This window comes from Arcobacter sp. (assembly GCF_050300555.1).
In the GTDB taxonomy this organism is placed as follows: domain Bacteria; phylum Campylobacterota; class Campylobacteria; order Campylobacterales; family Arcobacteraceae; genus Arcobacter.
The window spans coordinates 1-14,718 of record NZ_JBNKXY010000018.1 but is presented as its reverse complement, the minus strand read 5'-3'; the positions used below and the strand labels follow the sequence as shown (position 1 = coordinate 14,718).

Annotated in this window: 13 protein-coding genes and 3 tRNA genes; 11 read left to right on the top strand and 5 right to left on the bottom strand. The window is 28.4% G+C overall.

Annotation, left to right across the window (positions count from 1 at the left end):
- The first annotated feature begins 4 nt into the window (after positions 1-4).
- The 4 genes from ACQY5W_RS11785 to kdsA are packed head-to-tail and all read left to right on the top strand — an operon-like array spanning position 5 to position 4,630.
- The gene (locus ACQY5W_RS11785) at positions 5-1,747 is read left to right on the top strand and encodes a glutamate synthase-related protein (RefSeq protein WP_428025171.1); all 1,743 of its coding nucleotides are present in this window, start codon (positions 5-7) and stop codon (positions 1,745-1,747) included.
- Positions 1,734-2,111 carry a DUF6394 family protein gene (locus ACQY5W_RS11780; RefSeq protein ID WP_428025170.1) on the top strand — a complete coding sequence of 126 codons (378 nt, stop codon included), beginning with the start codon at positions 1,734-1,736 and terminating at the stop codon, positions 2,109-2,111. The genes ACQY5W_RS11785 and ACQY5W_RS11780 overlap by 14 nt, the downstream gene beginning before the upstream one ends.
- A gap of 33 nt (positions 2,112-2,144) precedes the next feature.
- Positions 2,145-3,836 (top strand): potassium channel family protein, encoded by a 1,692-nt coding sequence (locus ACQY5W_RS11775; RefSeq protein WP_428025169.1) that lies wholly within the window; start codon positions 2,145-2,147, stop codon positions 3,834-3,836.
- Positions 3,833-4,630 carry a 3-deoxy-8-phosphooctulonate synthase gene (gene kdsA / locus ACQY5W_RS11770; protein WP_428025168.1) on the top strand — a complete coding sequence of 266 codons (798 nt, stop codon included), beginning with the start codon at positions 3,833-3,835 and terminating at the stop codon, positions 4,628-4,630. Before ACQY5W_RS11775 ends, kdsA begins: the two co-directional genes overlap by 4 nt.
- A 10-nt stretch (positions 4,631-4,640) precedes the next feature.
- Here kdsA and ACQY5W_RS11765 read toward each other — a convergent pair whose 3' ends face one another.
- Positions 4,641-6,755, bottom strand: coding sequence for a methyl-accepting chemotaxis protein (locus tag ACQY5W_RS11765; RefSeq protein WP_428025167.1), 2,115 nt, complete (start codon positions 6,753-6,755; stop codon positions 4,641-4,643).
- A gap of 182 nt (positions 6,756-6,937) precedes the next feature.
- Between ACQY5W_RS11765 and ribH the strand changes: the two genes are divergently transcribed.
- From ribH to ACQY5W_RS11735, 6 genes are all read left to right on the top strand, one after another.
- Positions 6,938-7,408 carry a 6,7-dimethyl-8-ribityllumazine synthase gene (ribH, locus tag ACQY5W_RS11760; protein ID WP_428025166.1) on the top strand — a complete coding sequence of 157 codons (471 nt, stop codon included), beginning with the start codon at positions 6,938-6,940 and terminating at the stop codon, positions 7,406-7,408.
- A gap of 1 nt (position 7,409) precedes the next feature.
- Positions 7,410-7,808, top strand: coding sequence for a transcription antitermination factor NusB (nusB, locus tag ACQY5W_RS11755; protein WP_428025165.1), 399 nt, complete (start codon positions 7,410-7,412; stop codon positions 7,806-7,808).
- Complete coding sequence (gene pyrF, locus ACQY5W_RS11750; RefSeq protein ID WP_428025164.1) at positions 7,808-8,494, top strand: orotidine-5'-phosphate decarboxylase; 687 nt, start codon at positions 7,808-7,810, stop codon at positions 8,492-8,494. The genes nusB and pyrF overlap by 1 nt, the downstream gene beginning before the upstream one ends.
- A gap of 103 nt (positions 8,495-8,597) precedes the next feature.
- A tRNA-Ser gene (locus tag ACQY5W_RS11745) sits at positions 8,598-8,687 on the top strand.
- Positions 8,688-8,701: 14 nt separating this feature from the next.
- Positions 8,702-8,778 (top strand) — tRNA-Ile (locus tag ACQY5W_RS11740).
- Positions 8,779-8,825: 47 nt separating this feature from the next.
- Positions 8,826-8,902, top strand: a tRNA-Gly gene (locus ACQY5W_RS11735).
- A gap of 61 nt (positions 8,903-8,963) precedes the next feature.
- Here ACQY5W_RS11735 and ACQY5W_RS11730 read toward each other — a convergent pair.
- Positions 8,964-10,514, bottom strand: coding sequence for a c-type heme family protein (locus tag ACQY5W_RS11730; RefSeq protein ID WP_428025163.1), 1,551 nt, complete (start codon positions 10,512-10,514; stop codon positions 8,964-8,966).
- Positions 10,515-10,675: 161 nt separating this feature from the next.
- The gene (upp, locus tag ACQY5W_RS11725) at positions 10,676-11,296 is read right to left on the bottom strand and encodes a uracil phosphoribosyltransferase (RefSeq protein WP_428025162.1); all 621 of its coding nucleotides are present in this window, start codon (positions 11,294-11,296) and stop codon (positions 10,676-10,678) included.
- 133 nt (positions 11,297-11,429) lie between these two features.
- On the opposite strand from upp, the gene ACQY5W_RS11720 reads away from it, so the two are divergent.
- A complete protein-coding gene (locus tag ACQY5W_RS11720) occupies positions 11,430-12,680 on the top strand; it encodes a uracil-xanthine permease family protein (protein ID WP_428025161.1) in 1,251 nt (416 codons plus the stop codon).
- 41 nt (positions 12,681-12,721) lie between these two features.
- On the opposite strand, the gene ACQY5W_RS11715 is transcribed toward ACQY5W_RS11720, so the two are convergent.
- Together ACQY5W_RS11715 and ACQY5W_RS11710 are read right to left on the bottom strand one after the other, a co-directional pair.
- Entirely contained in the window at positions 12,722-13,693 is a 972-nt protein-coding gene (locus ACQY5W_RS11715; RefSeq protein ID WP_428025160.1) for an HD-GYP domain-containing protein, read from the bottom strand.
- A gap of 194 nt (positions 13,694-13,887) precedes the next feature.
- Positions 13,888-14,301 carry an NUDIX domain-containing protein gene (locus tag ACQY5W_RS11710; RefSeq protein WP_428025159.1) on the bottom strand — a complete coding sequence of 138 codons (414 nt, stop codon included), beginning with the start codon at positions 14,299-14,301 and terminating at the stop codon, positions 13,888-13,890.
- Between the last annotated feature and the right edge of the window lie 417 nt (positions 14,302-14,718).

Below are 14,718 nucleotides of genomic sequence, written 5' to 3'. Positions count from 1 at the left end.
AAAAGTGAATTTTGATTGGGAATTGTCAACTATTGAGTGGGCTATAATAGGTTTTGTTATATTTGCATGGTATGTGCATGATAAGTATGTTCAAAGGGATCATCAGTTATTGGTTAATTATCCAATAATTGGAAGATTAAGATATCTTTTTGAAGAAGCAAGGGAACCTTTTAGACAATATTTTGGTGATGAGAAATTTTATGAGTCAAAGGATAAATTAGATTGGGTTAATAAAGCATGTAGAGATTTACCAAATTATGCTTCTTTTTCTCCAAGTCAGCCTTTACCATATCCAAAGTTTATGATAAGACATGCAAATATTGTTTTAAATGATAATGAAGTTGATGATAAATTTGAGGTTACTTTTGGTCCAAAAAGAAAAAAACCATATACATCTAAGTCAATAATCGGACGATCTGCAATGAGTGATGGTTCTATCTCACCTGAAGGAACACGAGCTTTTGCAAAGGGTGCTTTAGAAGGTAATTTCCCAATAAATTCAGGTGAAGGTGGAGTTACTTCTAACTTCTTTGTTACTCACCAAGATTATAAAGCTGGCTACATGAAAGTTGTAGAGGGTAATTTTATTAAGAAAAAAATTAAAGATATTGTTCAATTCTTTTTTAATGGTGCCGTAGCAGCTGATGTTTATAGAAAATTAGTATTTGGAAAAGATCCTGAAGCGGAAACTTATATTTTTGATTTACAGTCAAAATTATTTCATAGAGTAAATTGGGATGCTCCTTTGGAGTGTTTTCCTGATGAAGTACCATCTGATATTCCTGATATTATATTTCAAATAAGTTCTGGATTGTATGGGGCTAGAGACAAAAATGGAAAGTTTGATCCTTTAAGATATAAAAAAGTTATGAAATTTTGTCGAATGACAGAGATTAAAATAGCTCAAGGTGCAAAACAAACAGGTGGAAAACTTGCAGCGCATAAAGTAACTCCTGCTATTGCATATTACAGAAATGTTGAAGCATATAAAGATGTCTTTTCACCAAATAGATTTCCTTTTGCAAGTAGTATAGAAGAACTTTTTGATTTTATTGGAGAGTTACAAGAAATATCTGAAAAGCCTGTTGGTGTAAAAATTGTAATTTCTGATATGGAAAATATTGAACCATATGCTAAAGAGATAAAAAGAAGAATTGATAATAATATCCCTGGTTACCCTGACTTTATCTCAATTGATGGTGGAAGTGGTGGAAGTGCTACAGCTCCAATCGAAATGATGGAAAGAGTAGGACTTGATATTAAAGATTCTATTTACTTAGTTGATAAAGTTTTAAGAGAGTTTGGTGTTAGAGATAGTATTAAACTTGTTGCAAGTGGTAAAGTTTTAACTCCTGATGATGTAATTATTATTATGTCTTTAGGTGCTGATTTTATACAAATTGCTCGAGGATTTATGATGAGTGCAGGATGTATTAGAGCTAGATATTGTTCTGGAACTACTAAACATGATTGTCCTGTTGGTCTTGCAACTCAAAATAAAGCAAAAAGAAAAAAATATTTTGTACACAAACATGCTAAAAAAGTTGCTAATTATCATAAAAACCTATTAAAAAGTGTAAAAGGTCTGTTGGCTATCATGGGACTAAAAAGTGTTGAGCAATTAAATAAACATAGAATTATGTTTGTTGATAAAGATGCAAAAGTTTATGATAATATGGATGATGTATTTAAAAGAAAACTTAAAATCGGTAGAGATTTGGAGGATGAATATCATGAACTTGGATAAAGTTATTTCAGGATTTTTCATAATTTTAGCAATGACTGTTAACTTTGGTTTTGTTTATGGAGATTTTGATACTTTAGCCCATCATAGTAAATATGAGCTTTTTGCCGCAATTATTATAAATATAATTGCAACAGTACTTAAGCTTGGTGATAGAACACAAGTTGGTTCTGTACTTTTGGCAACATCACTTGTTGCAGATATTCAATTAATATCTGCAGCTTCTGTATGGACTATAGCTACTTATGTAAGTGTAGTTGATGCTGAAATTATTACGACTGTTATTTCACTTTCTGCAGGTGCATTATTGGCAAATATTGTTTCTGTGTTATTATATGTGGGTGATACTCTAAAATCAAAACGTTAGTTTTGAAAAATATTAAAAATAGTTAGGATAGTTTTGTCAAATAGTACATTATGGATAGTTCTTCTTAGAATGAGAATACCTTTTATTGTAATAATTGTTACATATACTATTGCGATGGTAGGACTTTTGTTAATAGATGGAGTAGATGATAAAGGTAATGTTTATCATATGTCCATTTTTGATGCTTTTTATTTTATAACTTATACAGCAACCACAATTGGTTTTGGTGAAACTCCATACGCTTTTACCTATCCTCAAAAACTTTGGGTTAGTTTTTCTATTTATCTTACTGTTCTTGGATGGTTTTATGGTATAGGAACGCTTGTCTCTTTAGTACAAGATAAACTTCTTTTGGAAGAGTTGAGAAGAACAAAATTTAAAAGAAATGTCAAAAATCTAAGACAGAGTTTTATTATTGTTCTAGGTTATAATTCAATCACTTCTGCGATAATAAAAAAAGCTTTAGAGTTTGATATAAGAACAGTAGTAATAGAATCAGATGAAAGTAGGGTGAATGAATTACTTTTGGAAAATTTTACACCACATGTTCCTGTATTACTTGCCGATGCAAGTTCTCCAAAAGTTTTAGAAGATGCTGGAATTACAAAAAATCATTGTAGAGGTTTAGTATCTGTTTTTAGTGATGATAAACTAAATCTAAAAATAGCGGTTATGTCTAAATTATTAAACAAAACTCTTAAACTTGTAGTAAAAGCAACAACAGTGAATCAAGCTGAAAATTTACTTGATATTGGTGTTGATATAGTAGCAAATCCTTTTTCGATTATTTCAAAAGAGATAGATGTAGCATTTAAAGCACCAAATATTTTAAAGTTAGAAAAATGGATTTATAAAATAGATACCTTAAATGGTCATACTCCTAGATTTCCAGTTGGTAAATATATTATTTGTGGTTTTGGTCGTATGGGAAGTTATCTTCATAGAAGATTAAGTGATAATGGTATTGAGTTAGTTTTTATAGAGTTAGATGAAAAAAAATTAATTAATTACAAAGCAGATAGTGTTTCTAAAATAATTATTGGTGATGCCGATGATAAAGAGATGTTAATAAAAGCTGGTATTTGTGAAAGTGTAGCAATAATTGCAGCAACAAATGATGATACAACAAACTTGTCAATTTTAAGTAGTGCAAAACGATTAAATCCAAAAATTATGACAATTGCTAGGGAGAATGATTTAGGACATGTATCAATGTTTGAAAATTCAAAGATTGACCATGTGTTTTTACCTGCAAATATTTTGATAAACAAAACAACAAATGCACTTATAAATCCTTTGTCAAATATTTTTATACAAGAGATGATTAATAAAGATGAAGCATGGGCATCAAGTTTAGTAAAAAGATTAACTCAGACTATAGATGAAAATCCATTGCTAGAAGAGATAAATATAACAATACATGATGCACCTGAAATTTATAAGCATCTAGATTCTGATGAAGAGTTAAAATTAGAGATTTTTAAGACATCACTACATAACCGAGAATTAAACAATAATGTAGTACCCTTAGTTTTAATAAGAGGTAGTGAAATTTATTTAATCCCACAGTGGGATATGACTTTACAAAAAAATGATAAAATACTTTTTGCTTGTGATGAGTATGCTAGACATGATATGCAGTATATTGCTCAAAATATTTATGAATTTTATTATGCCTATAGTGGAAAAGAAAAAAGAACAATTTTAAGAAGGATATTTAAGTGAAAGTTTTAGCTGGACCTTGTGTTTTAGAAGATAGAGATACAGTATTTAGAATAGCTGAAAAGTTAAAGCCATTGAGTGAAGATAAAAGAGTTGAATTTTATTTTAAAGCTTCATTTGATAAAGCGAACAGAACAAGTTTAGATTCATATAGAGGACCTGGACTTGATGATGGATTAAAACTATTTGAAGAGATTAAAAAAGAGTTTGGATATAAATTAATAACAGATATCCATGAATCATATCAGGCAGCACCTGCAGCAGAAGTTATGGATATATTACAAATCCCTGCTTTTTTATGTAGACAGACAGATTTATTAGTTGCTGCTGCAAAAACATCTTGTATAATAAACGTAAAAAAAGGTCAGTTCTTAGCCGCTGATTCTATGAAACATCCAATTGATAAGATACTTAAAACTAGAGGAGTTGATGAGGTTAGCTATCAAAACTCGCTAGATAATAATGTATGGCTTTGTGAAAGGGGTAATACTTTTGGATATGGTGCACTTGTAGTGGATATGAGAAATTTAATTCTTATGAGAGAATATGCACCAGTGATTTTTGATGCAACACACTCTGTTCAAATACCAAGTACAGGTGGAACTACTGGTGGTAATTCTGCTTTTGTTCCATCTATGGCAAAAGCTGCAGCTGCAGTGGGGGTAGATGGTTTCTTTTTTGAAACACATATTGACCCAAGTATTGCAAAAAGTGATGGGCCAAATATGCTAAAAGTCGAGGATTTATATAAAACTATAAATGAGATTTTTGCAATTCAAGAGGTTTTAGGATATTAATACTAAAACCTTAATCTTTTCCTTTAAATATTTTTGTATTTGTCTCTTTAACTACTTGGTTTGATATTTGATTTGTTTTAGAAGCCATATCAAAAGTGCTTTGTGAAACTTCTAGATTTTCTTGTGTTTTTTTATCCAATTGTGAAACCAAAGAATTAATTTGATTCATCTCTTTTTCTTGTGTTTTTGATGATTCTGAGACTGAATTGATTAGTAGTATTGTTTCATTAATATTAGAACTTAAATTTGAATATCCATTAATCATATCATCAGAAATTTGTTTACCTTCATTTGCTTTTGTATTCGCATTTTCAACCATATCTTTTATTTCTTTTGCAGCTTCTGCACTTCTATTTGCAAGGTTTCTAACTTCTTGGGCAACAACAGCAAAGCCTTTTCCAGCTTCACCAGCAGTTGCTGCTTCAACTGCAGCATTTAGTGATAAAATATTTGTTTGAAATGCAATTTGGTCAATTAAATTAAGTGCTTCATTTATTGAAGTAACACGTTCAGTAATCTCATCCATTGCATTTGCAGTTTGCTGAGCTAGTTTTTCTCCATCTTTTACAGATATTGTTAACTCATTTGTGTATGAAGACATTTTTTCAACGTTTTCATTGTTTTCAATTATCTTTTTAGTTATTTCATCCAATGAAATTGATGTTTCTTCAATAGAACGTGCAGCTTCTACTGTGTTATTATTTAATTTATCTACACTTAGAAGTAGTGTATTTGAACTATTATTAAGCTCTGTTCCTATAGTTTTATTTGTAATAAGCATATTTGTAATTGAATTTCCTAAGGTATTTACGCCGTTTGCAAGTTCAAGTAAGTCTTTGTTTAAATGAAGATTATTTACTTCATCCAAATAGTTATATTTTGTATATTTATCCAAAACGGTTAATATATTTTTTACATTTTTTTCTAAGTTTATTGCCATTTTATTAAAAACATTTTTTAATTCGTTTAATGAAGGATTATTAGAAATTGTTTGAATTCGTTGAGATAAATCTCCTTTTTCAAATTCTTCTAAAACAACGATGGTTTCGTTTATAAGTGATTTGTCTTCTTCAAGTAATTTTTTTGTTTTTATTATATTTTTGTTTACAATTTCTGCCATATTGCCTAATTCATCTTTTGTATTTAGATTTAATAAGGATACATCATTGATTTCATTATTTAAATATTTAAAGAAATCAATTAAACCTTTTTCAAAGTTTTTTATTGGAGTAACTATAGTTTTACTTGAAATATAGTATAAAATTGTAAGAATCAATGTAATAAAAAAGATTGATACAATCCAAATGTTTATTTGATATTGTCTAATTTTCTCTTCTAAAATTTCATTTATATTTATAACAACAGTATTCAAGTTTTTTTGTGCATCACTAATGATAAAGTTAAGTTTAGGATATAAACCTTCTTTTTTATAAAAACCAAGTTTATTTATGTTTACTACTATTTTTTTGAAGATTGTTTGATAGTTATCAAAATATGACAATAAATCTTTTTGTTCTAACTCTTCTAATAGGTTACTTTGATTTATTAGTTCAAAAATCTCTTTTATTTTTTCGATTATTTCTTGTTCATATTTATCAGATTGTGTAATAATAAATTCCATTTCAAGCTTTCTTAATTCTTGTACATGACTAAATAAAACTTCATCTTTTTTTAGTTTTATTAATGTTGTTGCTTTTTTAATTACTTTTCTTAATTCTCCATAATCACCAAAGTCTCTTGTAAATCCTATCTCTTGTATAGTTGTAAATAATTTTTGAAATTCTAAATTATAATCTGATAATTTATTAGTATAATTTTTAACACCATCTGATGGTAAACCGTAGCTATCTAATTCGGCTGTTAAATAGTTAATATATTGAATCTCTTTTTTGTATAATAAATCAAACTCTTTTTTTATATTCTCATCATGAGTTAAGGAAAAATTTTTTTCTAATCTCATCAAATTTAAAATTTTGTTAGTTAGTGTGATTGCATCACCTTTTATCTCTTGCATTTGTGAAATTTGTGTAACATTGTAATTAATAATTATTGTTAAAACTATGATTGATAGTGCTGATAATATTGAAACAATAAATAGTTTGATTCTAATTGAAAAATTTTTCATCTTTGATTTCCTTAAATTTTATTTTAAATTGTACATTAAATGATAAAGTTAATTATTTACAATTTTTTTACAATAATATTTTTTATTATTTTTTAAAAATAAAATATTAAATTGTATTAAGCGTTTTAAAGATGCTTTAGGATATAATCAGTCACTTATACACAATTTTTGGAGAAATTTAAATGAATATTATTGAAGGTAAATTAAGACTTGACGGAAGCGAAAAAGTTCTTATTATAAATGGTAGATTTAATCATATTATTACAGATAGATTAGTTGAAGGTGCAAAAGATGCTTTTTTAAGACATGGTGGAAATGAAGCAAATCTTGATTTAGTTTTAGTTCCTGGTGCATTTGAAATTCCTTTTGCTTTAGAAAAAGCACTTGCAAGTGGTAAATACGACGCTGTGTGTTGTGTAGGCGCAGTAATAAGAGGTGCAACTCCTCATTTTGATTATATTTCTGCTGAAGCTACAAAAGGAATAGCTACTGTTGGTATCAAATCAGGAAAGCCTGTAGCAAATGGTGTTTTAACAACAGATACAATAGAGCAAGCGATAGAGAGAGCTGGAAGTAAAGTTGGAAACAAAGGTGCAGAAGCTATGATTACGATTATTGAGATGTTAGATTTATATAAAGAGATGGGAAAATAGTTTGGCAACAAGAACACAAGCTAGAGAGTCTGTAATAGGTTTATTATATGCTTATGATTTAGGGAATGAAGGTATTGTAAAATTTGTTGATGAAATTTTAGAAGATAAAAAAATTAGAAATAAACAAAAAGAGTTTGCTCTAAATTTATTTAACGGTGTTGTAAATAATTATACGCTTATAAATGAGCATATTTCTTCTCATCTGAATCAAGGAACTATAAAAGATATAGGTTCTGTTGAAAAATCTATTTTAAGATTAGCTATTTATGAAATACTTTTTGAGACATTAGATAGAGCTATTATTATTAATGAAGCAATAGAATTATCAAAAAGATTAGCAAGTGATGGCGCACCAAAATTTATAAATGGTGTATTGGATAAAATTATTAAGGAAGCATAATGAAACTATGTATTTCATTAGATTTACCAAGTGCTGAAGAAAATCTTGCATTAGTTAAAGAAATAAAAGATTTTGATGTATGGTTAAAAGTTGGATTTAGGTCATATATTAGAGATGGTAAAAGTTTTTTAGAAGATTTAAAAGCTATAAATCCAAACTTTAAAATCTTTTTAGATCTAAAGCTTTATGATATACCAAACACAATGGCTGATGCTGCAGAAGAGATATCAAGCTTTGGGCTTGTGGATATGTTTAATGTCCATGCAAGCGCTGGAATAAACGCAATGCAAACAGTTATGGATAGAATTAAAAATATTCCCAATAGACCTTTAGTTTTAGCTGTTACTGCTTTAACATCATTTGATAATGCTAGTTTCTTAGCTGTTTATAATGAATCAATATCAACAAAGGCTACTCAATTTGCAAAAGATACATTTAGTTCTGGTGTAGATGGCGTTGTGTGTTCTGCTTTTGAAAGCTTAGATATTAAAAAAAATACTTCAAATAACTTTATTACTCTTTGTCCTGGAATTAGACCATTTGGAGAAGATGCAGGGGATCAAAAAAGAGTAGCAGATATCCCATTTGCAAAAGAAAATTCAGTAGATTTTATTGTGGTTGGACGACCAATTTATCAAGATAAAAATCCTAAGGAAGTGGTTAAAAAAATTTTAGAAAATATCTGAAATCTTTTTAACAAAATAAATTTATAAATTAAGTAAGAAATTGGTAAAAATTAAGCAATTTTTTAACTTTATTTGTCTAAAATCACAGTCCTAATTCAAAGAAGGACAGTTGGGTGAGTGGCTGAAACCACATCCCTGCTAAGGATGCGTACTGGTAACGGTACCGAGAGTTCAAATCTCTCACTGTCCGCCACTATTGAATTAGTCGGGTCTATAGCTCAGTTGGTTAGAGCACTCGGCTCATAACCGAGTGGTCCTGTGTTCGAGTCACAGTAGACCCACCACTTATTTTATTGAAAAATTAAGTTTTTTTTGATAAAATTTTTTTGTTGCGGGAGTAGCTCAGTTGGCTAGAGCTTCTGCCTTCCAAGCAGATTGTCGCGAGTTCGAGTCTCGTCTCCCGCTCCATTAAAAAAGCCCTATGTAAGAGAATATTATTCTTTTACATAGGGCTTTTTTTTATTTGAACTTATTTTTTAAAAAGTTTGATTGTAAATTTTGCTCCAGTACATTGAATATTGTTGTATTCAAAGTTTACATTTTCTACTTCTATAGCTCCATGAAGATGTTTTTCTACTATCTCTTTTGACATAAACAATCCAATACCTGTACCTTCATTTTTTTCTTTTGTTGTAAAGTATTGGTTAAATATTTTACTTATGTATTCTTCTTTTATGCCACCTGCATTATCTTTGATTGAGATTTCAAGATACTCTTTTGTCTCAATGGCATCTATTATTAGATATCTTGTTGTTAAATTGTTGTGTTCTACTAAGGCATCTTTCGCATTGTTAATTATATTTAAAAATACTTGTATTAAGTCATTTTCATATGATTTTATTTTTATTGAATCATCTATATTATTTTTAAGTTGAATACTGTGTCTTTTAATACTTGAAATAATAATGTTATTTACCCTATCAACAAGTATTTTAGGGTGAAAGATTTTTTCTACTCTTTCTCCAGTAAAAAAATCTTTGAAAAAATCAATTGTAGTAGAGAGATAATTTACATTTGTTACTACATTTTCTATTGTTTTAATATATGCTTTTTCATCACTCATTCCTAAATCTTTTTGAAGCAATGTTCCTGTTGATTGTGTTAGCATAGCGGATAGTGGTTGTTTCCATTGGTGGGTTATATTTTCTATCATTTCACCCATAGCTGCCATTTTTGATTGTTGTAGCATAATTAAATCTTTTTCTTGATTATTTGCTATTTCTAGGTTAATTCTTTGTTTTAGTAAATCATTATTTTTATGTAAGATTTTATTATATTTACTAAAGAATATAATGATAAATAAAAATATAATTGAAGTTGAAAGAAGTAGAACAAAAAATAAAATTGCCGATTCTTTATATTCTGTTTCCATAGGATAAAGGGTTGATAACATTGCTCTTATCTCTCCTTTATGTTCATAAAAACCTGCTTTATCTCCGTATAATTTAATTAAACCTGCTGGTGCATTTTTTGGATCTGAATGGCATCTCATACAAGCATCAGTTGTGATTTTTGTAGGTATAGCATAATATAGAGCATCCCCATACTCTGTATTAACAATCTTTTTATAAACTGATATCTCTTTTTTGTTAAATCTTTCTAGGAGTTTTGTCTCTTCATTATTTGCCATATTATTGGGATTTCTAGGGTTTGTACTTGAAAATCTAATTTTAATAGGTGGTCGATTTATTTTACGTGAAAGTTCATTGTACTCTTCATTTATTCTTGTTGCAATATATGTAGAAGACATCAATACAGGTGTAAAAAAATCCTTATCTAGAACATTCTGTTCTTTTAATGAATATATTTCATTTTTTTGGCTATTACTTACAAAGTTTCTTATTGCTTTTACATTTTGTAAAAAGTCTTCAATTCTCTCTTCTGTTTTATGTATAGAATAGTATTTTGTTAGATTATAAAAAGAGATATTTAAAAGAATAAATAATATCAATGAAAAAATATAAACTCTATTTTCAATAATATAATTTTTATTTATATTAATATTTAAAAATTTTTTCATTCTAATTTTAATCCTTAAAGCCAAATAATGCAATTTTATCTAAAAATTAAATAAATTACAAAAATTATATTTATAATATAAAATTTTTTAAAGTAGAAGAGTATTTTTGTTAGTTTTAGTAGTTTAAAAGTTAAATTAAGAAGTAGGGGAAACTACTTCTTTTAGTGTGTATTAAATGCTCTATCTCCAGCATCTCCAAGACCTGGTCTAATATATTTGTTATCATCTAGTCTTTCATCAATTTGTGCTATAAAAATATCTACATCTGGATGTGCATCTTGAATAGCTTTTATTCCCTCTGGTGCTCCAAGAATATTTAAAGAGATGATTCGTTTAGCACCTTTACTTTTTAAATAAGATATTCCATCAATTAGTGAACCACCTGTTGCAACCATGGGATCAAGTAGTAAAACTGTTTTATCTTCAAGTTCTGGAATATTTTCATAAAATAGTTTTGATAATGCAGTTTCTTCATCTCTTTTCATTGCTAAAAATCCACTTCTTGCATATGGCAGAGTTCTTAATATACCTGTAAGCATAGGTTCACCAGCTCTTAATATTGGCACAAGTACTAATTTTTGAACTTCTATCATTTGAACATCTAATGGGCCTTGCCAAGTATTTATATTTTGTGTTACAGTATTAAAATCAGCTAAAGCTTCTGACGCAATTATTCTTGATATTTCTTCAATTGTTAGTCTAAATTCATTTGATGCAGTTCTTACATCTCTAAGTCTATTTATTAGATGTTTTACAAGTATATTAGTACTTTCTTTATACATATTTTATCCTAATTTATTTTATTATTCGAGTTTGATTATATCCCAAAACTACTTATAATATAGACAATAGTTTACAAAGTATTAACCATTATTTGGCTACTATAGTAAAATTATTTTATTATAAAGAGGATAAATGAAACCTACAGATTATAACTTTAGAGTAAAAGACTCTATTCTTGGTATTCAGTTTTTATTTGTTGCTTTTGGTGCACTTGTACTTGTACCAATTTTGACAGGACTTGATGCTAATGTTGCTTTGTTTACAGCAGGACTTGGTACTTTAGTATTTCAATTAATAAATAAAGAAGCAGTTCCCCCTATATTTTTAGCTTCCTCATTTGCTTTTATTGCTCCTATTTCTTATGGTGTAAAAACTTGGGGTGTTGCTGCAACCATGTCTGGACTTGTCGCTTCTGGATTGTTTTATGTGGTACTTAGTTTTATTATTAGATTAAAAGGTGATAATTTTATTCATAAACTTTTACCAGCAGTTGTAGTAGGTCCTGTAATTATTTCTATTGGGCTTATTTTATCTCCTGTTGCTGTTAATATGGCTATGGGAAAAACAGGTGATGGTGCAATTGTTTTAGTTAATTTTGATAAAGCAATCATAATCTCTATGATTTCTTTATTTACTATGGTATTTATCTCTCTTTTAGGAAAAGGGATGTTTAGATTAGTTCCTATTTTAGGTGCTATAATAGTTGGTTATATTGTTTCTATATTTTTTGGAATAGTTGATTTCTCTATCGTAGCAAAAGCTTCATGGTTTGCAGTACCAAATTTTACAGCGCCAGAGTTTAATTGGCAAGCTATTATATTTATACTACCTATAGCAATTGCTCCAGCTATAGAACATATTGGAGATATGTTAGCTATTTCAAATGTTACTAAAGTTGATTATCTTAAAAAACCTGGACTAAAAAATACTCTTTTGGGTGATGGATTAGCTACATCAGTTGCTTCACTTTTTGGTGGACCACCAAATACTACTTATTCAGAGGTAACAGGAGCAGTAACAGTAACAAAAGCATTTAACCCAGCAATTATGACTTGGGCGGCAATTACTGCAATTGTGTTGGCTTTTGTTGGTAAACTTGGTGGTGTTTTAGCAACTATTCCTGTACCAGTTATGGGTGGAATTATGTTGTTATTATTTGGAATTATTGCAAGTGTTGGTATATCTACGCTAGTGCGAGCAAATATTGATTTTAATTGTCCACGAAATCTAGTTATTGTTTCTATGATTTTAGTGTTTTCTATTGGTGGTATGACTTTTAATTTCTGGGGTGTTTCATTTTCAGGAATTGGACTTGGAGCTATTACTGGTATATTTTTAAATCTTATTCTTCCTCAACCAAGAAAAGAAGACCATATACTTTAGATAAAAGGAGTTTACTCCTTTTATCATCTTTCTAAAAATTATTAGTTGTTTTTTTGTACTTTTTCCATCTCTTCTTTAAATATTCCAATGAAATGATTTACAATATTACTATCTAAATGTTTTGACATATCTTTTTTCATCATAACTAAAGTATTAAATGTTCCCATAGAGTTTTTGTAAGTTTTATTTGTAGTAAGGGCATCAAATACATCACATACACCAATGATTTTTGCAAATATATCTATTTGTTCATTTTTTAATTTATCTGGATAACCTGTACCATCAACTCTTTCATGATGGTTTCTTATACCTGCTAAGATACTTTTATTTGTTATACCTAATTGTCTAGCTAACGCCCATCCATACATAGGATGTTTTTTTACTTCATTAAATTCATGTTCAGTCAATACACCATTTTTATTGATGATTTTATCACTTATTTTACTTTTTCCTAAATCGTGTAGTAAAGCTGATGTTCCTAAGTTTTCTAAATCTTTTTGGTTCAGACCCATATGTTTACCAAGACAAAGAGAATAAACACTTACGTTTAAAGAGTGTGTATGGGTATAATAATCGCTTGCAAGAATAGTAATAAAAGAACTAACTGAAAAATTGTCATGTAAAATTGTAGTTACCATATCATTAACTATAGTTTCAACTTCTTTTACATTTTTTATAGATTGAGGGTCTTCAAACATTCGGTTGACAATATTACCTATATTGGAATAAAATTTTTCCATATTTTTAGGTATGATTTTAAAACTCATATAGTCTTTATAATAACTACTATAAAACTCTTTTTCATCTTCATGAACGTATAAGAAGTTGTAGTCCATAAGATTTTCAACATCATGTTTGAGTAGTTTTCTACCTTTTATAGAAATTAAAGAAAGTGATTCCTCTTTTTTATTTTTTCCATATAAATCGAAAAAAAACTCAACATTTTCATTTATAATTACCTTGTCTATAAGATAATATCTATTTGTGTTCATTTGGCATATAGACATACTCATTTAAACACCTACCTTTATTTTTAATAATCATCAATGTTATTCAATTAAATATAAAAGTAATATTAAAAAAATAATTTTATAGTTATTTTACAGTAAATATTTAAGTTGTATATTTGTAATAATTTTCATTTTTTTGGCTAAATAATATGTAAAATTCGTTATTAAAAATGCAGTATTATAATAAAGTTTGCCTACTATAAGTGGGGCTTAAGGAAATCAGTCATAATAATTTTATGGTCAAATACAAGTTTGTCAAGTGGTATTTCATCTTTTTTATAAATAAATACTTCTTTTGCATCATCTTGAGCAATAGGTTTTCCATAGGCTTTACAAACATATACAAGTGATACTGTATGAAATCTTTCATCTCTTTTTGGGTCAGAATATACTCCAAGAAGTGATTCTATAGAAACATTAAGTGATGTTTCCTCTTTCATTTCACGAATAACTGCATTTTCAACTGTTTCACCAATATCAACAAAACCACCAGGAATAGCAATTCCAAGTGGTCGATTCAATCTTTCAATTAAAACAATTCCTCTAAAATTTTCTTCTTTATCATATAATTTTATAATACCATCAACTGTCAAATAGGGTGTCTTTATCATTGTTTTCTTTCTATAATTTTTTTTCTAGTATATCAAAAGTTGGATAAACTATTTATTTCTCATAAACACCTAAAAGTCTTCGCTTTCTCTTACTTTGTATGGACAAAGTAAGCCTTGTGCTTGCACTCTCTTTGAGAAAACCACCAACAGAGTTTCAAAGCCCTTTGGGTTCCCTCACTTATTATTTATCTTTTGTCTGTACCAGAATTTAGTCACTTCGTTCCAGCATCTGACTTGTAAAACTCATATAAAAATATGCTCCCAGCATATTTGTTATATTCAAACAGTTACAAGTCTTTTCCGAAAAAAAAATAAACATTCGGCTTTTGCAGATGTTGGAATAAAAGGTAGGATAAGGACATTTGCATTTTTGATTTGTTTAGATACTTAACTTCACTTTAGTAAATTTATATATGA

Bases quoted from the DNA above. Each gene is read 5' to 3' on its own strand.
- ACQY5W_RS11780 (WP_428025170.1), top strand. From the start codon at position 1,734: ATGAACTTGGATAAAGTTATTTCAGGATTTTTCATAATTTTAGCAATG.
- ACQY5W_RS11765 (WP_428025167.1), bottom strand. From the start codon at position 6,755: ATGAAAAATTTTTCAATTAGAATCAAACTATTTATTGTTTCAATATTA.
- ribH (WP_428025166.1), top strand. From the start codon at position 6,938: ATGAATATTATTGAAGGTAAATTAAGACTTGACGGAAGCGAAAAAGTT.
- pyrF (WP_428025164.1), top strand. From the start codon at position 7,808: ATGAAACTATGTATTTCATTAGATTTACCAAGTGCTGAAGAAAATCTT.
- ACQY5W_RS11730 (WP_428025163.1), bottom strand. From the start codon at position 10,514: ATGAAAAAATTTTTAAATATTAATATAAATAAAAATTATATTATTGAA.
- upp (WP_428025162.1), bottom strand. From the start codon at position 11,296: ATGTATAAAGAAAGTACTAATATACTTGTAAAACATCTAATAAATAGA.
- ACQY5W_RS11720 (WP_428025161.1), top strand. From the start codon at position 11,430: ATGAAACCTACAGATTATAACTTTAGAGTAAAAGACTCTATTCTTGGT.
- ACQY5W_RS11715 (WP_428025160.1), bottom strand. From the start codon at position 13,693: ATGAGTATGTCTATATGCCAAATGAACACAAATAGATATTATCTTATA.
- ACQY5W_RS11710 (WP_428025159.1), bottom strand. From the start codon at position 14,301: ATGATAAAGACACCCTATTTGACAGTTGATGGTATTATAAAATTATAT.